The 20,049-nt window shown below is 62.7% G+C and carries 18 protein-coding genes and 2 pseudogenes; 9 read left to right on the top strand and 11 right to left on the bottom strand.

Translation table 11 applies throughout. From position 1 onward, the window contains the following. Positions 1–34 precede the first annotated feature (34 nt). Positions 35–604 (top strand): elongation factor P, encoded by a 570-nt coding sequence (gene efp, locus J7573_RS21175; protein WP_013971530.1) that lies wholly within the window; start codon positions 35–37, stop codon positions 602–604. A 56-nt stretch (positions 605–660) separates the two neighbouring features. On the opposite strand, the gene J7573_RS21170 is transcribed toward efp, so the two are convergent. The 3 genes from J7573_RS21170 to J7573_RS21160 all read right to left on the bottom strand — a co-directional run bounded on the left by J7573_RS21170 (position 661) and on the right by J7573_RS21160 (position 2,698). Beyond that, positions 661–1,089: an organic hydroperoxide resistance protein gene (locus tag J7573_RS21170; protein WP_027596038.1), complete on the bottom strand. Its 429-nt coding sequence runs from the start codon at positions 1,087–1,089 to the stop codon at positions 661–663. Positions 1,090–1,230: 141 nt separating this feature from the next. Further along, a complete protein-coding gene (locus tag J7573_RS21165) occupies positions 1,231–1,686 on the bottom strand; it encodes a MarR family transcriptional regulator (protein WP_027919493.1) in 456 nt (151 codons plus the stop codon). 55 nt (positions 1,687–1,741) lie between these two features. Further along, positions 1,742–2,698 carry a LysR family transcriptional regulator gene (locus J7573_RS21160; protein WP_294340056.1) on the bottom strand — a complete coding sequence of 319 codons (957 nt, stop codon included), beginning with the start codon at positions 2,696–2,698 and terminating at the stop codon, positions 1,742–1,744. Positions 2,699–2,811: 113 nt separating this feature from the next. Between J7573_RS21160 and J7573_RS21155 the strand changes: the two genes are divergently transcribed. Beyond that, entirely contained in the window at positions 2,812–3,561 is a 750-nt protein-coding gene (locus J7573_RS21155; protein ID WP_294340174.1) for a sulfite exporter TauE/SafE family protein, read from the top strand. A gap of 3 nt (positions 3,562–3,564) precedes the next feature. Here J7573_RS21155 and J7573_RS21150 read toward each other — a convergent pair whose 3' ends face one another. Continuing rightward, the gene (locus J7573_RS21150) at positions 3,565–4,416 is read right to left on the bottom strand and encodes a LysR substrate-binding domain-containing protein (protein WP_294340054.1); all 852 of its coding nucleotides are present in this window, start codon (positions 4,414–4,416) and stop codon (positions 3,565–3,567) included. Positions 4,417–4,512: 96 nt separating this feature from the next. On the opposite strand from J7573_RS21150, the gene J7573_RS21145 reads away from it, so the two are divergent. After that, positions 4,513–4,731, top strand: a complete 219-nt coding sequence (locus J7573_RS21145) for a DUF1127 domain-containing protein (protein ID WP_027919490.1) — start codon at positions 4,513–4,515, stop codon at positions 4,729–4,731. A 117-nt stretch (positions 4,732–4,848) separates the two neighbouring features. Beyond that, on the top strand, positions 4,849–6,069 hold the full coding sequence (locus J7573_RS21140) for a crosslink repair DNA glycosylase YcaQ family protein (RefSeq protein WP_294340052.1): 1,221 nt from the start codon (positions 4,849–4,851) through the stop codon (positions 6,067–6,069). On the opposite strand, the gene J7573_RS21135 is transcribed toward J7573_RS21140, so the two are convergent. Beyond that, entirely contained in the window at positions 6,050–7,396 is a 1,347-nt protein-coding gene (locus J7573_RS21135; protein ID WP_079227016.1) for a class II 3-deoxy-7-phosphoheptulonate synthase, read from the bottom strand. The two genes, J7573_RS21140 and J7573_RS21135, sit on opposite strands and share 20 nt — an antisense overlap. A gap of 117 nt (positions 7,397–7,513) precedes the next feature. Between J7573_RS21135 and J7573_RS21130 the strand changes: the two genes are divergently transcribed. Together J7573_RS21130 and J7573_RS21125 are read left to right on the top strand one after the other, a co-directional pair. Continuing rightward, entirely contained in the window at positions 7,514–8,269 is a 756-nt protein-coding gene (locus J7573_RS21130) for a spermidine synthase (RefSeq protein WP_294340049.1), read from the top strand. Positions 8,270–8,667: 398 nt separating this feature from the next. Then, positions 8,668–10,393, top strand: a pseudogene (locus tag J7573_RS21125) (DEAD/DEAH box helicase). Between the two features lie 621 nt (positions 10,394–11,014). On the opposite strand, the gene J7573_RS21120 reads toward J7573_RS21125, so the two are convergent. Both J7573_RS21120 and J7573_RS21115 read right to left on the bottom strand, forming a co-directional pair. Continuing rightward, a complete protein-coding gene (locus tag J7573_RS21120) occupies positions 11,015–12,208 on the bottom strand; it encodes a hypothetical protein (RefSeq protein ID WP_294340046.1) in 1,194 nt (397 codons plus the stop codon). Between the two features lie 241 nt (positions 12,209–12,449). Then, positions 12,450–13,217, bottom strand: coding sequence for a class III extradiol ring-cleavage dioxygenase (locus tag J7573_RS21115; protein ID WP_294340044.1), 768 nt, complete (start codon positions 13,215–13,217; stop codon positions 12,450–12,452). A gap of 101 nt (positions 13,218–13,318) precedes the next feature. On the opposite strand from J7573_RS21115, the gene J7573_RS21110 reads away from it, so the two are divergent. Beyond that, positions 13,319–13,966, top strand: coding sequence for a thiopurine S-methyltransferase (locus J7573_RS21110; RefSeq protein WP_294340042.1), 648 nt, complete (start codon positions 13,319–13,321; stop codon positions 13,964–13,966). A 50-nt stretch (positions 13,967–14,016) separates the two neighbouring features. Here J7573_RS21110 and htpX read toward each other — a convergent pair whose 3' ends face one another. After that, positions 14,017–14,904: a protease HtpX gene (gene htpX, locus J7573_RS21105; protein ID WP_003259721.1), complete on the bottom strand. Its 888-nt coding sequence runs from the start codon at positions 14,902–14,904 to the stop codon at positions 14,017–14,019. A gap of 297 nt (positions 14,905–15,201) precedes the next feature. Next, positions 15,202–16,413, bottom strand: a complete 1,212-nt coding sequence (locus tag J7573_RS21100) for a pyridoxal phosphate-dependent aminotransferase (protein WP_012313392.1) — start codon at positions 16,411–16,413, stop codon at positions 15,202–15,204. 178 nt (positions 16,414–16,591) lie between these two features. Between J7573_RS21100 and msrB the strand changes: the two genes are divergently transcribed. Continuing rightward, positions 16,592–16,993 (top strand): peptide-methionine (R)-S-oxide reductase MsrB, encoded by a 402-nt coding sequence (gene msrB, locus J7573_RS21095; protein ID WP_294340029.1) that lies wholly within the window; start codon positions 16,592–16,594, stop codon positions 16,991–16,993. Between the two features lie 2 nt (positions 16,994–16,995). Further along, a complete protein-coding gene (locus tag J7573_RS21090; RefSeq protein ID WP_294340027.1) occupies positions 16,996–17,484 on the top strand; it encodes a glutathione peroxidase in 489 nt (162 codons plus the stop codon). Here the strand turns inward: J7573_RS21090 and J7573_RS21085 are convergent. Further along, a complete protein-coding gene (locus J7573_RS21085; RefSeq protein WP_294340025.1) occupies positions 17,474–19,828 on the bottom strand; it encodes a response regulator in 2,355 nt (784 codons plus the stop codon). The genes J7573_RS21090 and J7573_RS21085 overlap by 11 nt on opposite strands. Positions 19,829–19,859: 31 nt before the next feature. After that, positions 19,860–20,049: pseudogene (locus J7573_RS21080) on the bottom strand (hypothetical protein); the annotation flags it as partial.

Raw genomic sequence — 20,049 nt, 5'->3', positions numbered from 1 at the left:
TTTTATAAATCCATCCAGATTCGGATACTTCGTAATGAAAACTGGTAAAGAACTGAAACCCGGTACCGTACTGCGGATCGACAACGACCCGTGGCTGGTTCAGAAAGCCGAGTTCACCAAGTCGGGTCGCAACAGCGCGATCATGAAGACCAAGCTGAAAAACCTGCTGACCGGCTACAAGACCGAAACCGTCTACGGTGCAGACGACAAGCTGGACGACGTGATCCTGGATCGCAAAGAAGCGACCCTGTCGTTCATCAACGGTGACGAATACACCTTCATGGACACCACCGACTACACCATGTACGAGCTGAACGCCGAGGACATCGAAGCCGTTCTGCCGTACATCGAAGAAGGCATGGAAGACGTCTGCGAAGCCGTGTTCTTCGAAGGCCGTCTGGTATCGGTTGAACTGCCGACCACCATCAGCCGTCAGGTTGTCTACACCGAGAACGCTGCTCGCGGCGACACCTCGGGCAAGGTCATGAAGCCTGCCAAGCTGAAGAACGGTACCGAGATCTCGGTTGCCGACTTCATCCAGATCGACGAGTGGATCGACATCGACACTCGCGACAACAGCTTCAAAGGCCGCTCCAAGAAGTAATCCTTCTTGCGAAACGCAAAAACCCGGCCTTGGCCGGGTTTTTTTATGCCTGTGATTTACACGGTCACATGCAAACGCACATCCACATTGCCGCGGGTGGCGTTGGAGTAAGGGCAGACCTTGTGGGCCTTTTCCACCAGCCCTTCGGCATCGGCCTGGGCCAGGCCTGGCAAGTTGATGTGCAGGTCGATGTCCAGGCCGAAACCACCGGGGATCTGGCCGATACCGACGTTGGCGGTGATCGAGGCATCCGCAGGCAGGGCTTTCTTCTCCTGGCCGGCCACGAACTTCAGGGCGCCGATGAAGCAGGCCGAGTAGCCGGCGGCGAACATCTGCTCAGGGTTGGTGCCGTCACCACCGGCGCCGCCGAGTTCCTTGGGGGTGCTCAGCTTGACTTCCAGCTTGCCGTCGCTGGAGCGGGATTTGCCGTCGCGACCGCCGGTGGAGGTGGCTTCTGCGATGTACAGCGGAGTGACCTTTTGCATCTTGAGCCTCGCTAGTGTGCTGTGCGCCCCTGGTGATCAGGTGGCGTCGGGTGGGTACGGGATTTAAGTTAGCGCGCAATTAGTTAGCGCGCAAGATAAATCTTCACCGCTCATCCGAACGGGCATCACACAGCGTAGCCGTCAGAGGTTTTTTTGCAGACTGTCGCGCAGCTCCAGCAGGTCGGCCTGCAGCTGTTGCAGGCGTTCGAGGCTGCGGCCGCTGGCCTTGAGGATGCACTGCGGCACTTCCCGGGCCTGCTGCTGCAAGGCGCGGCCCTTGTCGGTCAGTTGCACCAGCACCACCCGCTCATCCTCGCGGCTGCGGTTGCGCTGCAGCAGGCCTTCGCTTTCCAGGCGCTTGAGCAGGGGCGTGAGCGAGCCAGGGTCGGTCAGCAGGTGCTGGCTGATTTCGCCTACGGTCAGGCCGTCCTGCTCCCACAGCACGAGCATGGCCAGGTACTGCGGGTAGGTCAGGCCCAGCGCTTGCAGCAGGGGCTTGTAGACCTTGGTCATCAGCAACGAGGTGGAATGCAGGGCAAAGCAGACCTGGTTGTCCAGCAGCAGCTCGTCACAGGAGGCTTGGGTGTTGGCGTTCATGCAGGTCCTTGGATGTCATCAATGGAGAAATCTAGCACGCTGAAGGTTGGGGCGCTTACTGCCAGCGCAGTTCACTGCGCAGCGCCAGGTCCCAGGGGGGAACCGGGCTGAAGCGGCTCTTGAGGAATTCGAGCAGCAAACGGCTGCGAGAGTTCGTTTCATGTTCAAGGCGCAGTGCATAAATGCCACTGGTTTCGGCTTCGGGCAGGCCGTTGTCGCAGAACAGCGGCAGCAGTTCGCCGCGCAGCAGGTAATCGCTGATCAGCCAGGTCGGCAGGTGGGCGATGCCAAGGCCGGCGAGGGCGCCGAACAAAAGGGTCTCGGCGTTGTTGGCAGCCATGCGCATGCGCGCCGGGCGGTACAGGCGCATTTGCCCGTCGACCGCGAAGCGCCAGGCGAACGGCGGTGCCAGGCCGTCCCAGTCGAGGCCGTCGTGGTTGGGCAGTTCGCTGGGGCAGCTGGGCATGCCGCGGCTGGCCAGGTAGGCAGGGCTGGCGCAGGCGATGCGCACCATGTGCGCCAGCTTGGTGGCGACCAGGCGGGTGTCGGCCAGGGGGCCGGCGCGCAGTACCAGGTCGACCTCGCCCAGATGGCTGCCCTGCAGGTCGACGAAGCTGTCGATCAAGCGCAATTGCACATCCAGGCCTGGGTAGGCCACCAGGAAGTCGGCGATTGCCGGCGCCAGGTGACGGCGGCCGAAGGCGGCCGGGGCGTCGATGCGGATCAGGCCCTCCGGGGCATTGCTCAGCGATACCGCCTCGGCGCGGGCCAGGCGCAGTTCCTCGATGATGCGCCGGGCGCGCTCGGCGAAGGCGTTGCCCGCCGGGGTGGCGCGTACGGCATGGGTGCTGCGGGTGAACAGGCGGCTGCCCACGGCGCTTTCCAGATTGTCGATGCGCCGGGCTACGGCGGACGGGGTCAGCGGATGGCGACGGGCGGCGGCGGAAAAACTGCCGCTCTCCAGCACATCGAGAAACAGGCTCAGCTGGTCAGTCAGGGTATCAGGGCTCATGGTCACTCTGCTTGTGCGAGAAGCGCACAGCCATTGTGCGTTGCTGTGCGTTTCCCCGCTAGAGCACAGTCGTTAGCATGCTCGCATTCAACGTGCAGGCAGATGAGGCCCTGATGATCGAGTGGTTGTTGTATATCGTGCTGGGTGCCGGCCTGGGCACCATGGGTGGGTTGTTCGGTATTGGCGGCGGCCTGATCGCCATCCCGGCATTGGGCGTGCTGTTCGGCCTTGATCAGCAGTTGGCTCAGGGCACCGCCTTGGTGATGGTGGTGCCGAACGTGCTGCTGGCGCTGTGGCGCTATCACCAGCGCAACCGCATCGAGCTGCGCCATGCCGTGCCGCTGTCGCTGTGCAGCTTCCTGTTCGCCTGGCTCGGGTCGATCTGGGCGGTGGGCATCGACGCCCACGCGATGCGCCTGGGCTTCGTCGGCTTCCTGATGGCGCTGGCGATCTGGAACGTGGCGCGGATGTTCCTCAAGGTCTCGCCGCCCAGTGCCGAGCTGCGCTATGCCTGGCCGTGGCTGGGTGTGCTGGGCAGTTTTGCCGGGACCATGGGTGGCTTGTTCGGCGTGGGTGGGGCTGTGGTGGCCACGCCGATCCTGACCAGTGTGTTCGGCACCACTCAGGTGGTAGCGCAGGGGCTGTCGCTGGCGCTGGCGGCGCCGAGTACCTTGGTGACCCTGGTGACCTATGGGGTGCACCACAGCGTTGACTGGAGCGTGGGCATTCCGTTGGCGGTCGGTGGGCTGCTGAGCATCAGCTGGGGGGTGAAGCTGGCTCATGCCCTGCCAGAGAAAGTATTGCGGGCGATGTTTTGTGTGTTCCTGGTGGTGTGCGCGGTGATGCTGGGTTTCGAGCTGTAAGCGTCACATGAACCCTTCGACGATGTAATCGGCCATGCAGTCGGTGATCGGCGACTGGCCCTGGCTGTTGCGCAGCAGCATCACGTTGGCCACCGGCAACTGTGGCAAGCCTTCGTTCTCGCCGAGAATGCGGATGTTGCCACCGACCAGGCTCTGCAATTGCGCCGTCACCGCCAGCCCCGCAGTGACGATGGCAAAGATCGCCGCCAGGCTGGGGCTGGTGTAGGCGATGCGGTAGTCGATGCCCTGGGCCTCCAGGGCGTTGCAGGTCCAGGCGCGGCAGAAGCAGTCGGTGTTGAACAGCGCCAGCGGCATTGGCCGCTGCTCCTGCGGGCAGAAGCCTTCAGCCGCCGCCCATACCAGGCGCTCCTGGCGCAGCAGCTGGCCAACCTCGTTGCCCGGCTCGCGGGTGACGATGGTCAGGTCCAGGTCCTGGCGCAGCATCAGTTGCTTGGACGAGTCGCAATGCACCTCCACCTGCACCAGCGGGTAGGCCTGGGCAAAGCTTGAGAGGATGGTCGGCAGAAAGCGCATGGCGTAGTCATCTGGCGTGCCGATGCGCACCAACCCGACCATGTGCGGCATGCGCAGGGTGTTGAACACTTCACCATGCAGCTTGAGGATGCGCCGGGCATAGCCAAGCAGCACCTGGCCCTCGGCGGTGAGCCGGACCTGACGGCCGTCGCGCTCGAACAGCTGGCGCTGCAGGATGTCTTCTTCCAGGCGTTTCATCTGCATGCTCACCGCCGACTGGGTGCGGTTGACCACTTCGCCGGCGCGGGTGAAGCCGCCTTGCTCGGCGATGGCGACGAAGGTGCGCAGCACGTCGGCATCGAGGCTCTGGTACTGGGACATTGCATCAATCTCCGAGATGCATGGCATCAGAAACATTCGTTGGATTGATCTTATGCCTGGGCAGAGACTGGAGCCATCAACACGGAGGGCTTCACGATGAAAGGTCATGTCAGCAGCATCCAGCAACCTGCCTTTTCCTTGAACCACCTGTGGCATGTGGCCCTGGACCGCCCGGCCCGGTGGCTGCAGCTGTACCGCCAGCGCCAGGAACTGGCCAGCCTGAGTGATGCGACCTTGCATGACCTGGGCTTGAGCCGGGCGGATATCCAGCAAGAGGCCGAGCGGCATTTCTGGGATGATCCGTTGCGCAAATAGGCTAAACCTGTAAGGGCCTCTTCGCGGGCACGCCCGCTCCCACAGGTTATGTGCGATCCCTGTGGGAGCGGGCGTGCCCGCGAAGAGGCCGGAACAGACAATAAAAGGAGGTCAGGCTTGCCGCTCAAGTTGTCCATCAACCAGGCCCGACGCCTGGCCCTGTCAGCCCAGGGATTCGGCAAGCAGCCTGAATCATCCCCGACCCTGCCCGCACTGAAACGCATGCTGCAACGCCTGGGCGTCGTGCAGATCGACTCGGTCAACGCGGTGGTCCGCTCCCATTACCTGCCGCTGTTCTCCCGCCTCGGCGACTACCCGCCGGAAATGCTCGACCAACTCGCCTGGGGCCGTGGCCGCCAGCGCCAGCTGTTCGAATACTGGGGGCACGAAGCCTCGCTGTTGCCCCTGAACCTCTACCCGCTGCTGCGCTGGCGCATGGCCCATGCCGCCGATGGCCGCGGTATCTACCGCCAGCTCGCGCAGTTCGGCCGCGAACGCCAGGACGTGATTGCCCGCGTACTGGCCGCCGTGCGTGAACAGGGTGCGTTGGGCGCTGGCAGCTTGTCCACCCGGCAGGAGCGGGCCGGCCCGTGGTGGGACTGGAGCGAAGAAAAGCACGCGCTGGAATGGCTGTTCGCCGCCGGTGAAGTGACGGTGGCGGGGCGGCGCGGCTTCGAACGGCTTTATGACGTACCGGAAAAGGTCCTGCCCAAGGCGGTGCTGGAGCAGCCGTTGCCGAGCGAAGCCGAAGCCCATCAAGGCCTGATGCTGCATGCCGCCATGGCCTTGGGCGTGGCCACCGAGCGCGACTTGCGCGACTACTTCCGCCTCGAGCCCGGCCAGGGCAGGGCGGCGCTGCACGAGCTGGTTGCCGATGGCCGCCTGCAGCCGGTCGAGGTGCAAGGCTGGAAATCGCTCGCCTACTGTGCCGGCACCCCACGCATCCCTCGGCGTATCGACGCCAGCGCGCTGTTGTCGCCGTTCGATTCGCTGGTCTGGGAGCGCAACCGCACCGAGCGGCTGTTCGATTTCCACTACCGCCTGGAGATCTACACCCCGGCGCACAAGCGGGTATACGGCTACTACGTGCTGCCTTTCCTGCACCGCGAGCGCATCGCCGCGCGCCTGGACCTGCGCGCCGTGCGCGCCCAGGGGCAACTGGCGGTGCATGCCGTGCATGCGGAATCGCTACCGTTGGACGCAGAGGGCTATCAGGCCCTGGCGGGCAATCTGCTGCGCATGGCCCGGTGGCTGGGCCTGGAACGGGTGCAACTGAACTGCCCTCGGGCAGAAGGCAGCCAGTTGCGTCAGGCCCTGCTCAGCGCCGCACCTGCTTGAGGGTTTCGGCGATCAGGAAGGCCAGTTCCAGCGACTGGTCGGCGTTCATCCGCGGGTCGCAGTGGGTGTGGTAGCGGTCGGACAGGGCATCCTCGGTGATCGGCCGGGCGCCGCCGATGCACTCGGTGACGTTCTGCCCGGTCATCTCGATATGGATACCGCCCGCATGGCTGCCCTCGGCCTGGTGCACCTGGAAGAACTGCTTCACCTCGTCGAGGATCTGCGCGAAGTCGCGGGTCTTGTAGCCGCTGCTGGCCTTGATGGTGTTGCCGTGCATCGGGTCGGAGCTCCACAGCACCTTGCGCCCCTCGCGCTCGACGGTGCGGATCAGCCCTGGCAGGTGCGCGCCGACCTTGCCGGCGCCCATGCGCACGATCAGGTTGAGGCGGCCGGGGTCGTTGGCCGGGTTGAGCGTGTCGATCAGGCGGATCAGCTCTTCGGGGTTCATGCTCGGGCCGACCTTGACCCCGATCGGGTTGTGCACGCCGCGCAGGAATTCGACATGGGCGCCGTCGAGCTGGCGGGTGCGGTCGCCGATCCACAGCATGTGCGCCGAGCAGTCGTAGTAGTCGCCGGTCAGGCTGTCCTGGCGCACGAAGGCTTCTTCATAGTTGAGCAGCAGCGCCTCGTGGGCGGTGAAGAAACTGGTCTCGCGCAGTTGTGGCGCGCTGTCCAGGCCGCAGGCGCGCATGAAGGCCAGGGTTTCGTCGATGCGGTTGGCCAACTGGTGGTACTTGTCGGCCAGCGCCGAGTTGGCGATGAAGTCGAGGTTCCACTTGTGCACCTGGTGCAGGTCGGCGAAACCGCCCTGGGCGAAGGCGCGCAGCAGGTTGAGGCTGGCGGTGGCCTGGTGGTAGGCCTGCAGCAGGCGCTCCGGGTCCGGCACGCGGCTCTTTTCGTCGAAGCCGATGCCGTTGACGATGTCGCCGCGGTAGGCCGGGAGGGTGACGTTGCCGATGGTTTCATCGCCCGAGGAGCGCGGCTTGGCGAACTGGCCGGCCATGCGCCCGACCTTTACCACCGGGCAGCCGGCAGCGAAGGTCATGACGATGGCCATCTGCAGCAGCACCTTGAAGGTGTCGCGGATTTTCGCTGCCGAGAACTCGGCGAAGCTCTCGGCGCAGTCGCCGCCCTGCAGCAGGAAGGCACGGCCCTCGGTGACCTCGGCGAACTGCCGGCGCAGCTCGCGGGCCTCGCCGGCGAACACCAGCGGCGGGTAGCTGGCCAGGGTCTGCTCGACCTTGAGCAGGTGCGCGGCGTCGGGGTAGGTCGGTTGCTGCTGGATCGGCAGGGCACGCCAGCTGTCGGGGCTCCACGGTCGGTTCATCACGGGCTCGGTTTTATCTGTTATAGGCTGCCTGCCATGGTAACAGCGGCGCCGAGCTTGTTGCATCCGGGGCGTTGACGGACAATGCGCGTTTTTGCGCGGGCGGGTGGCAGGTAGATGGCGACGGAGCGGGAAGAAAAGCTGTTGGCCCGGGTCGAGGATGCCTTTGGCGTCATCAGCGTGTACGAGGTGGAGGATTACCGCTTCCTCGAGTTTGGCGATGCCATCGAGCAGAGCTGCGTGTTCACCGCCGACCCCAGCTGGCTGGAGTACGACTACACCCGCGCCATGCTGGTCGGCGCGCTGTGCCATGAGCAGCCGGAAAGTGCGCTGTTTCTCGGCCTGGGCGCCGGCACCCTGACCCAGGCCTGCATGAAGTTCCTGCCGCTGGAAGACATCGAGGCCATCGAGCTGCGCGCGGACGTGCCGCGCCTGGCCATGGAATACATGGGGCTGGACGATGACCCGCGGCTGTACGTGCGCATTGGCGACGCCCTGGAGTTGCTGCCCACGGCAGAGCAGGCCGACCTGCTGTTCGTCGACCTTTATACCGACTACGGGCCGGGTGTCGGGCACCTGGCGTGGAAGTTCCTCGAGAACTGCCAGAAGAAACTCAACCCGGGTGGCTGGCTGGTGATCAACCAGTGGGCCAATGACGACGGCAAGCCGCTGGGCGCGGCGCTGTTGCGCGGGTTGTACCACCGGCATTACTGGGAGCTGCCGGTGAAGGAGGGCAATGTGATCCTGCTGGTACCGGCGGACCTGGACCAGCACCTGGACCTCGACGGCCTGCGGGCGCGGGCCGAGGCCCTGGCGCCACGTTTGGGGTATAGCCTTGAAGGGCTGATTCGCGAGATTCGGCCGGCTACCTGAAGACCGCGTCGCCTGCTTCGCGGGCTTGCCCGCTCCCACAGGAATACCGCTGCCCTCAGGATCTGCGCGGTACCTGTGGGAGCGGGCGAGCCCGCGAAAAGGGCAACTCGGAACCATCAGAAGGAATCGATTCAGCAGGCCAAGGCTGATGGCCCGATACTGGCTAATCGGCCAGAAAAATTTACTCACTCCCCACTATTATTTCGGGTATAGTACGCGCCGGTCTTTTAGCGGACCTCAAAATCAGGTGGTGCAAATCCTCCGAGTCCAGCTTCGGCTGCACGTCCGCTAGGCGGACCTTCCCAAAGTTTTCTTTTTCAATCGTTTTCGCAAATCCCCGCCGACAAAGCTGCCTGGGTGACCGTTCCGGTCTTTCAAGGCATGTGCAGCTTTGCAGCATGGGTCTTTGCGGATGCACTTAGAGGCAGACCCATGACCCAGGAAACCGGCGGCTTCGCCGCTCTCGATCTTAATCCGAACATTGTTGCTGCCGTTCTGGCTACCGGCTACGAAGAGCCGTCCGCCATTCAGCAACAATCGATCCCGATCATCCTCGCCGGTCACGACATGATCGGCCAGGCGCAGACTGGCACCGGCAAGACCGCTGCCTTCGCCCTGCCGATCCTCAACAAGATCGATGTGAGCAAGCGCGAACCGCAAGCCCTGATCCTGGCGCCAACCCGTGAGTTGGCGCTGCAAGTAGCTACTGCTTTCGAAACCTACGCCAAGCAGATGCCAGGCGTTAATGTAGTGGCCGTCTACGGTGGTGCCCCGATGGGCCCACAGCTGCGTGCCATTCGCAACGGCGCGCAAATCGTCGTCGCTACCCCGGGCCGTCTGTGCGACCACCTGCGTCGTGACGAGAAAGTCCTGTCGACCGTGCAGTACCTGGTACTGGACGAAGCCGACGAAATGCTCAAGCTGGGCTTCATGGACGACCTCGAAGTGATCTTCGATGCCATCCCGGCCAGCCGCCAGACCGTACTGTTCTCCGCAACCCTGCCGTCGTCGATCCGCTCGATCGCCGAACGCCACCTGCGCGAGCCCAAGCACGTCAAGATCCAGAGCAAGACCCAGACCGTTACCGCGATCGAGCAGGCCCACCTGATGGTCCACGCCGACCAGAAGATCCCGGCTGTTCTGCGTCTGCTGGAAGTCGAAGAGTTCGACGCGCTGATCGCCTTCGTGCGTACCAAGCAAGCCACCCTGGACCTGGCCGCCGCGCTGGAAGCCAAGGGCTACAAGGCTGCTGCACTGAACGGTGACATCGCCCAGAACCAGCGTGAGCGCGTGATCGACTCGCTGAAGGATGGCCGCCTGGACATCGTCGTCGCCACCGACGTCGCTGCCCGTGGTCTGGACGTACCGCGCATCACTCACGTGTTCAACGTCGACATGCCGTACGACCCGGAATCCTACGTGCACCGTATTGGCCGTACCGGCCGTGCCGGTCGTGATGGCCGTGCGCTGCTGCTGGTCACCCCGCGTGAGCGCCGCATGCTGCAGGTGATCGAGCGCGTGACCGGGCAGAAAGTTGCCGAAGCCCGACTGCCGAACGCCCAGGCTGTACTGGACGCCCGCATCAAGAAGCTGACCAATAGCCTGGCGCCGCTGGTTGCCGAAGCAGAGGCCACCCATGGCGAGCTGTTTGACCGCCTGACCGCCGACCTCGGCTGCAGCGCACGTGCCCTGGCTTCGGCCCTGCTGCGCAAGGCGACCAATGGCCAGGCGCTGGATCTGGCCGCGGTAGAGCGCGAGCAGCCGCTGGTGCCGAGCTTCGCTCCACGTGGTGAGCGTACCGAGCGTGGTGAGCGCAGTGAGCGTGGCGATCGTGGCGACCGTGGTGGTGACCGCGAACGTCGTGCGCCAATGCCGCTGGCCGAAGGCCGTGTGCGTTGCCGTACCGCCCTGGGTGCCCGTGATGGCATCGCTGCCAAGAACCTGCTGGGCGCGATCCTCAACGAAGGTGGCCTGGCCCGTGACGCCATCGGCCGCATCCAGGTGCGCGACAGCTTCAGCCTGATCGAGCTGCCGGAAGATGGCCTGGAGCGTCTGCTGACCAAGCTCAAGGACACGCGTGTCGCTGGCAAGCAGCTGAAGCTGCGTCGCTACCGCGAGGATTGATCCTGGCATGAGAAAAACCTCAGCCTAGGTCGTAATGCTGTTTTACTTAAGCCTTTGAACCTAGGCGGGCTTTCCAGAAAATCCGATACCAGCTCTCTGGTATCGGATTTTTTTTGCCCATTCAGCTGCAATTGCTTGAATCGCCCCAAGTTTCCTCGACGCTCTCCAGGCTCAGGCGCCTTCACTCAGAGTATCTCTATTGAATGGGGCGCCAGTGCGCAAAAATCTGTGCTCAAGGTCTGGCCGTCGATCAGTTGCGGGCGCGCAGCGGCGTGACTGAAGTGCACAAGCGACCGGGAGCCGATCCTCAAATCCTTGTTCGGTAAGGCTGCGATTGACACGAGGGCGATCATTGGAACGGGTCTCAAGCGGTGTGCGCGGTGGGTGATGAATTGCTTCAAGACCCTGATTCACCTGGGCTGAGCGTCGCTGATGGCGGGGCATTTGTCACTGGCTGACGCCGGCTCGCAAGAACCTGGTCGTGGAGGCGGTCGGGCGGTATGGCGTGCATGATCGCCACGTTCATATGAGAGGGTTGCCCCAGGCACGCAATGGTAAGCAGGCTCCGTGTCAATTCGGAGCGCAGTGTCGGGCGTCAGGTAGGCGCTGCGAATGTGGGGTTCATGGAGCGCTTACATTGTCTTTAGCCATGAGCCTGTAGTTGATAACTATGTTCGTGGCCATCCCCCATGCCATTGCAGGGAGTGGCCATGCAAGCGCCTTGGAAGCCATGACGCCAATAATACTGATGATGGATGTGTATATCAGGGCTTCGACATTTCTGTATGTTTTGGCGTACGCAATAAGCTTTAGCCCTATGTAGAGCGAGGTGACCAGTAGAAGGGCGTATATTACCAGTGCGACTATTCCGAATTGCTGGTACACGGAAAGGATGTTGTGTATGTACTCTCCTACTGAGCTTCCGTCTCTTGCCTGTCCTAGATAGTCACCAAAAAATGGGGAGTCGTAAATGCCCTGCAGGCCTCTCGAAAGCAGCAGGGATCTTGGGCTGTCTTCATTGAATTGGTTTATGGTGTCAGCAAACCTGTCGTTAAGTTCGAAGGTGCTTGCGGCGATTATGATGGGTAGCGGGAGGGCAAGTGCGGACCCGATAAGCCATTTCTTACCATAATTGATGTATATATAAAATGGTGCTATCGACAGAATTAGGTAAAATTCTGTTCTGGATCCGATGTAGTAAAGGATGACGGTGGATGCAAGCATTGATGCCGTCTTGATTGCGCGCGAGGATATGAATACGGATAGCGTCAATGTCATATACAGTACGCACATGGCCATGCTCTGATACGAAGCGACGCTTTCAGGGTCAGCGCCTTCAGGCACGGGAAGGACAATTGTATAATTGAAGGTGTTGTAGAAATAGTAGGTCCCGGCTGCGAATAGGATGTAAGAAAGTCCTATTAAAAGTCCGGTCGGTTTTGTTATTTTGGGGTTCAGTCGGTTGCCGATCAGGAAGAATCCAAGCATCAATATGATATTTGTCAGGTTCCATACTAGCCCGTCAGCTGATATGTATGTTTCAAATGTGATCAGGTGATTCCAAGCGATCAAAATCAAACAGTAAGCAAAAAATGAATATACGGTTGAAGTGATGAGGAAATGGTTTTTATTTATGTTGGGTTGCCGAATGGTGTGGTAGGCGGAGGACAGCAGCATGGAAATAGAGCCTGCTGTAAGTAGCGCCCCAAACCATCCAAGGTAAGGCAGATACCCTAAGCTGTGAAGCAGGTGGTAAGCAAAAAAGCCAGGGAATAATGCTACAAGATATAGTTTGAAAATGCCTGAATTATCCATTCCCCACTTGCTCCTTGGGAGAAACCGTATAATTTCTAGATCACGAAATTGTCTCATAGAACGCCCGTGCCCGGAAACCCTGGTGTAGCGCACTGTCAGGGCAGGTTTTCGATCCAATCGAGCGTCATGGCGAGCATGGTCGCCGCGTTCGTATGAAGGTTCCGCCCCAGGCACGTAAACAAAACCCGAATCTGCCCACGCATCGGGATGTGCGTGAGCTCAGCCATGGCGATAGGGCCTTTCAGTCGAATCGGTAGATGTCCATCCCCAGCGCCCCCAGGGTGAACCCCTGGTGCACGATCCCGAACCTGTCTCCCGCCCCAAGGGCAAAGAACAGCGGCAGCAGATGCTCATCACTGGGATGGTTACGCGCTGCAAACGGCGCCTGTTTCCGGTAGTCCAGCAGCGCCGCCTGGTCATCTGCCTTCAGCCGCTCCACCACCCAGTCCCGGAACGCCAGGGCCCAGGGCTCGATCACACCCGGCCCGGCATGCCAGTCCAGCTCACCCAGGTTGTGCGTGATGCTGCCGGAGCCCACCAGCAAAACGCCTTCAGCACGCAACCCAGCCAGCGCCTGGCCAACCTTGACCTGTAACCCTGGCCCCATCTGGCTGGGCAACGAAACCTGAATCACCGGAATGCTCGCATCCGGGTACATCAACGACAGCGGCACCCAGGCGCCATGGTCGAATGGCCGCTGCGCATCCAGGCGTGCTGGCAGGCCTGCGGCGTTCAACAGCTGGTTGACCTGGCTGGCCAGTGCTGGCTCGCCCGGCGCGGGGTACTGCACCGCGTACAGTGCCGGCGGGAAACCGTAGAAGTCGTGCCAGGTCTCTGGCTGCGCGCCGCTGGTTACCAGCAGCTCGCGGCTTTCCCAGTGCGCCGACACCACCACGATCACTTTCGGCCGTGGCAGGGCGTTGGCCAGCCCGGCCAATGCCGGCCCGCTGGCGCCGGGTTGCAGGGCAAGCATGGGAGAACCGTGGGAAATGAACAGGCTGGGCAGCATGGCGGGGTCCTGAAGGTTAAGATGCAATCATCTTCGATCAACTACCGATCGAAATCCAAACCAAGTTTTGCCGACAAACCATCTAAAAATCGGGAGTGATCATGGAGCCAGCGTTCTGGCAGCAGCGGTGGGCCGACAACCAGATCGGTTTTCATCAAGCGCAGGTGAACCCTTATCTGCAACAGTATTGGCCACAGTTGCAGCTGGCGCCGGGCAGCCGCGTGCTGGTGCCGCTGTGTGGCAAGAGCCTGGACCTGGCCTGGCTGGCGGGGCAGGGGTACCGGGTGTTGGGGGTCGAGTTGTCGCGGCGGGCGGTGGAGGCGTTCTTCCGAGAGCATGGGCTGGAGCCGCAAGTGACGCAGCAGGGTGCCTTCGAAGTCTGGCGCAATGGTGATGTGGAGCTTTGGTGTGGCGACTTCTTCGCATTGCGTGCGGAGGATGTGGCGGATTGTGTGGCGCTCTATGATCGCGCCGCACTGATTGCCCTGCCGCCTGAAATGCGCGGGCAATACATGGGTTTGCTTTCGCAGGTGTTGCCGGCAGGTGCCGGACTGCTGGTGACCTTGGACTATCAGCAGGAACTGCTGGCCGGGCCGCCGTTTTCGGTGGCAGATGATGAAGTGCGGCGTGGGTTTGCCGGATGGCAGGTGGAAACGCTTGAGGAGCAGGACGTGATCGGGGAGAGCCCGAAGTTCCTGCAAGCCGGGGTGAAGAGCCTGATCGAGCGGGCCTATCGCTTGCAGTTCTGAGCGATGACGAAAAAGGGCGACCGAAGTCGCCCTTTTCTTTACCGGTTGGATCAACCGCGGCGGCGCAGGGCCTCGATGCGGTCTTCCAGCGGCGGGTGGCTCATCAGCAGGCCGGCCAGGCCGTGCTTGAGGCCGCCATTGATGCCGAAGGCCTTCATGGTGTCGGGCATGTGCACCGGCAGGCCTTGCTCCACGCGCAGGCGCTGCAGGGCGCCGATCATCGCAGCGGTACCGGCCAGTTGCGCGCCGGCTTCGTCGGCGCGGTACTCGCGGCGGCGCGAGAACCACATGACGATCATGCTGGCGAGGATGCCGAGGATCAGCTCGGCGACGATGGTCGCCACGTAGTAGGCGATGCCTTGGCCTTCTTCGTTCTTGAAGATCACCTTGTCGACGAAGTTGCCGATGATGCGGGCGAAGAACATCACGAAGGTGTTCACCACGCCCTGCACCAGTGCCAGGGTGACCATGTCACCGTTGGCCACGTGGCCGATTTCGTGGGCCAGCACGGCGCGCACTTCATCGGGCGAGAAGCGCTCCAGCAGGCCCTGGGATACGGCTACCAGTGCGTCGTTGCGGTTCCAGCCAGTGGCGAAGGCATTGGCCTCGTAGGCCGGGAAAATACCCACCTCCGGCATCTTGATGCCCGCTTCGCGGGACAGCTCTTCGACCGTTTGCAGCAGCCACTGCTCGTGGCGGGTGCGCGGCTGGCTGATGATCTGGGTGCCGGTGGTCATCTTCGCCATCCACTTGGAGATGAACAGCGAGACCAGGGAGCCAGCGAAGCCGAACACGGCGCAGAAGACCAGCAGGCTGCTGAGGTTGAGGTCAACCCCGTTGGCGGCCATGAACCCGTTGAAGCCGAACAGGCTCAGGGTAATGCTTGCAACCAGCACCACCGCAAGGTTGGTGGCTACAAACAACAGAATGCGCATCATGGTTGTTACGTTCTCCTGACGGATGAGTTGTCGCTTACTGCGGGGTATATAAGGCCCATGCGGCGGCGATTCAATCGGGCGACTATTTCAAACTGTGTACGGCGGAGTATGGCAGAGGATTTTGCGCGGGCTGTGAGATAGAGCGTTGCAGGATGTAAGAAACATCCTGCGAGATTGTCGGGGGCGCTTTGCGCCCCTTTCGCGACACAAGGCCGCTCCTACAGGAGAGCGCGTACTTCCTGTAGGAGCGGCCTTGTGTCGCGAAAGGGCTGCAAGGCAGCCCCCTCAGGCCATCACTTACTGCGAATAAGTCCGCAGGAAGTTACCAATCCGGCCAATCGCCGCTTCAAGGTCGTCCACCCGCGGCAAGGTCACCACGCGGAAGTGGTCCGGCCACGGCCAGTTGAACGCCGTGCCCTGAACGATCAGCAGCTTTTCCGACAACAGCAGGTCGAGGGCGAACTTCTCGTCGTTGAGGATCGGGCAGACCTTCGGGTCGATCCGCGGGAATGCATACAGCGCGCCCATCGGCTTCACGCAGCTGACGCCCGGGATGTCGTTGAGCAGCTCGTAGGTGCGGTTGCGCTGCTCCAGCAGGCGGCCCGGCGGCAGCACCAGGTCGTTGATGCTCTGGTAGCCGCCCAGGGCGGTCTGGATGGCATGCTGGGCTGGCACGTTGGCGCACAGGCGCATGTTGGCCAGCATGTCGATGCCTTCGATGTAGCTCTGGGCGTGGTGCTTGGGCCCGGAGATGATCAGCCAGCCGGAACGGAAGCCGGCCACCCGGTACGACTTGGACAGGCCGTTGAAGGTCAGGCACAGCAGGTCCGGGGCCAGCGAGGCGGTGCTGATGTGCACGGCTTCGTCGTAGAGGATCTTGTCGTAGATCTCGTCGGAGAACACCACCAGGTTGTGCTGACGGGCCAGTTCCAGCATGCCCAGCAGCAGTTCCTTGGAGTACACCGCGCCGGTCGGGTTGTTCGGGTTGATGATCACCAGGGCCTTGGTGTTCGGGGTGATCTTGGCCTTGATGTCTTCCAGGTCCGGGAACCAGTCGGCCTGCTCGTCGCACAGGTAGTGCACCGGCTTGCCACCGGCCAGGCTCACCGCGGCGGTCCACAGCGGGTAGTCGGGGGCCGGGATCAGCACTTCGTCGCCGTTGTTCAGCAGCGCCTGCATCGACATCACGATCAGCTCGGAGACACCGTTGCCGAGGTAGATGTCCTCGATGGTGACGCCTTCGATCTCCTTCTGCTGGCAGTACTGCATCACTGCCTTGCGCGCGCTGAACAGGCCTTTGGAGTCGCTGTAGCCCTGGGCGGTGGGCAGGTTGCGGATCACATCCTGGAGGATTTCGTCCGGCGCCTCGAAGCCAAACGGCGCCGGGTTGCCGATGTTCAGCTTGAGGATGCGGTGACCTTCCTCTTCCAGGCGTTTGGCGTGCTTGAGCACCGGGCCGCGAATGTCGTAGCAGACATTGGCGAGCTTGTTCGATTTGCTGAACTGCATGATGGGGTCCCGATTGAGAATACGCGCCGCGGCCCTCTTCGAAACGGTCGAAACGTTTGAAAGGGCGAGGCGCGGGTGCCAGACTTGAGGCCTTGCACACGAAGCCAACTAATATACGTGCCACCCGCGTTACGGAAAAGACGGCGCGAGGTGAAATTCAGCCTGCCGAGGTCCACTCATGCAAAAGATCGACAAGACACTTGAAGAATGGCGCGCAATGCTCGACCCCGCCCAGTATCAGGTGTGCCGCCTCAAGGGCACCGAACGGCCGTTCAGCGGCAAGTACAACAGCGAGCGCCGTGCGGGCGTGTACCACTGCATCTGCTGTGACCTGGCGCTGTTCGACTCGCAGACCAAGTTCGACTCCGGCTGCGGCTGGCCGAGCTTCTACGCGCCGATCGAGGAAAGCGCGATGGTCGAGATCCGCGACACTTCCCACGGCATGATCCGCACCGAGGTCACCTGCGCCCAGTGCGATGCGCACCTGGGCCATGTATTCCCCGACGGCCCGCCACCAACTGGCCTGCGTTATTGCATCAACTCGGTGTGCCTGGACTTCAAACCCCGCCACGGAGCCTGAATATGGCCGGATCGATGCTGGATATCCCCTGCGTGACCCTGGGCGGCGAGCAGAAAAAGCTCGGTGACTTCGCCGGCAAAGCGCTGCTGGTGGTCAACACCGCCAGCCAGTGCGGCTTCACCCCGCAGTACAAGGGGCTGGAGCAGCTGTGGCGGGACTATCGCGAGCGCGGCCTGGTGGTGCTGGGTTTCCCTTGTAACCAGTTCGGCAAGCAGGAACCGGGCGATGCGCGGGACATCGCGCAGTTCTGCGAAGCCAATTTCGGCGTGAGTTTCCCGCTGTTCCGCAAGATCGAGGTCAATGGCCCTGGCGCTCACCCGCTGTTCGTCGAGCTCAAGCAGCGCGCCCCTGGCCTGCTGGGCACGCAGAAGATCAAATGGAACTTCACCAAGTTCCTGCTCGACCCGGCCAGCGGCAAGGTCACCCGCTACGCGCCGAGCACCAAGCCGCAGGCGCTGGAAGCCGACATCGAGCGCCTGCTCAGCCGCTGAGTGGCACCCAGTGGTCGATCAGCGCCAGTAGCTCTTCGCGGCGGAACGGCTTGGCCAGGTAGTCGCTCATGCCCGCTGCGCGGCAGCGCTCGCGCTCTTCAGGCATGGCGTTGGCGGTCAGGGCGACGATCGGCAGCTCCGGCCAGCGCCCGCTCTGGCGAATGCGTCGGCTGGCCTCGTAGCCATCCATCACCGGCATGTTGCAGTCCATCAGCACCAGGTCGAAGTCTTCCCGCTCCAGCCATTCCAGGGCCTCGACGCCTTGGGTGGCGACCTGCACCTGGCAGCCGAGCTTGGCCAGCATGCCCTTGGCCACCAGCTGGTTGACCGGATTGTCTTCCACCAGCAGGATGCGCGCGCGGCCGTCGGCGGCGGTGAGCGGCGGGGTGGCCAGCGGGTGCTCCGGGGCATGCCCCTGCAAGGTGCGGCGCAGAGTCTGATACAGCGCGTTGCGTGCCAGCGGCCGGGCCAGCTGGTGCAGTGGCGCCAGTTGCGTCGATTGCTCGCTGGGCAGGAAGTTGCCGTAGGCGGTCACCAGCAGGATCGGGGCCTTCAGTGCCGGGCGCAGCTGGAACAGCTGCTCCAGGTCGTCGGTGATCAGCAGGTCGATGCTGTTGTCGAGTGCGCTGCTGCTGTCATGCCGCTGATAATCCAGCCCCCAGCCCGGCAGCAGGCCTTGCAGCAGTTCGCTGAGGCCACTGCCAGCGTCGCTGAGGGCGACCACCTTGCCCTGCAGGGCGGTTGGCGCAATGGCCCCGGTGTGGGTGGTCAGCGGCAGCTCGGCGCTGAAGCGGCTGCCAAAGCCAGGCTCGGACTGGATGTGCAGGTGGCCCTGCATGGCCTTGCACAGGTTGCGGGTCAGGGCCAGGCCCAGCCCGGTGCCGCCGTATTGGCGGGTGATGCCGGCGCCGGCCTGGGTGAACGGCTGGAAGATCCGCGCCTGGGCCGCTTCGGGGATGCCGATGCCGGTGTCGCGCACTTCCAGGCGCACGCCGCCGACGATTGTTGTCAGGCGCACGTCGACGCGGCCGAAGCGGGTGAACTTGAGGGCGTTGGACAGCAGGTTGCTGACCACCTGGCGCACCCGCGTAGGGTCGCCGAGTACTGAACTGGGGAAGTTGTCGGCGATCAGGCAGGTCAGCTCGACGCTCTGCGCAGCGTTCTGCGACAGCAAGTTGGCGGTGTCTTCGACCATCGCACCCATGTCGAACGGAATGCGTTCCAGCTCCAGCTGCCCGGCATCGAACTTGGACAGGTCGAGGATATCGTTGAGCAATTCCACCAGCACCTTGCCCGAGTCATGGGCGATCGACAGCTGTTGGCGCTGTTCACCGGCCAGCGGGCTGTCCAGGGCCAGGGCGATCATGCCGAGCATGCCATTGAGCGGGGTGCGGATCTCGTGGCTCATGTTGGCCAGGAAGGCCGCCCGCGCCTGGGCCATGTCGAGGGCACGCTGGCGGGCCTCTTCCAGCTCCTGGTTGGACTGGCTGAGGCGGCTGTTGCTGGCCTTGAGCTCTTCGGTGCGGGCCGAGACGATGTCTTCCAGCTCGTTGAGGTATTGCGTCAGGCGGTTTTCCGCGGTGCGCCGTTGCTGGATCTCGGTGGCCATGCTGACGAACTGCTGGTTGGCGACCTTGACTAGCACGCCGATCTCGTCGAGTTCGTGGCCGGGTGGGCAGTCCACCCGGGTTTGCCCGGGCTGGCGCGGGTCGCGACCGGTGAGGGCGCCGATCACCGTCACCAGCGGCTTGGTCAGCATCATGTAGAACAGCGCCAGGAGGATGCCGGTGAGCACCAGGCTGCGGGCGAAGCCGTTGAGCAGGGTGACCCCGGCGCGGTCGAGGAAGCGGCTGCCGAAGGTGTAGGTGTCGACGTCCAGGTACAGCGTGCCGAGGTATTCCTCGGGCATGTGGGTCAGGTACAGGCGTTCCTTGAACTGGCGCTTCTCACCGAACAGGAAGTCGCTCAGCGGCCGGTAGCGGTCCTGCAGGCGCGGGCGCTCGACATCGGCCAGCACCGTTTCGTTGTTGTCGATCAGCCGCGCACGGATGACCGCTGGCGATTGCAGCAGGCCGCGGGTCAGCTCCAGTGCCAGCTCCGAATCGATGTTGTAGGCGATGCGCGAGGCCGGATTGTGGCTGATTTGCAGCAACGCCCGCACTTCGCGGTTGATGGATGCGTCTTCGCTGGCATAATCGATGCCGATCTGGATGAGACTGAGCAATGTTCCCAGGATGAAGCCGACCAGGACTGTCAACCGGGCTTGCTTGTATGACAGGCGATTGGTGAACTTGATATCCATGAGTCCCGAGCCGGTTTCACGTCCCTTGCGCTGCGCAAGCATAGCCGATCAACCTTGGCTGCTGGCGGGTCTGTCACACATTCAGCCTTGATTGCTCAATTGCCTGTGCCGGCCTCTTCGCGGCTAAAGCCGCTCCCACAGGGATCACCAGGTTTGCAGGCGATGCAAAACCTGTGGGAGCGGCTTTAGCCGCGAAGAGGCCGGCACAGGCAATTGAGCAATCAAGGCTGAATGTGTGACAGACCCGCCAGCAGCCAAGGTTG

Source organism: Pseudomonas sp. (genome assembly GCF_017744435.1).
Taxonomy (GTDB): Bacteria; Pseudomonadota; Gammaproteobacteria; order Pseudomonadales; family Pseudomonadaceae; genus Aquipseudomonas.
Note: the sequence above shows the minus strand (reverse complement) of the source record. Positions and strands in the feature narration are given on the sequence as shown.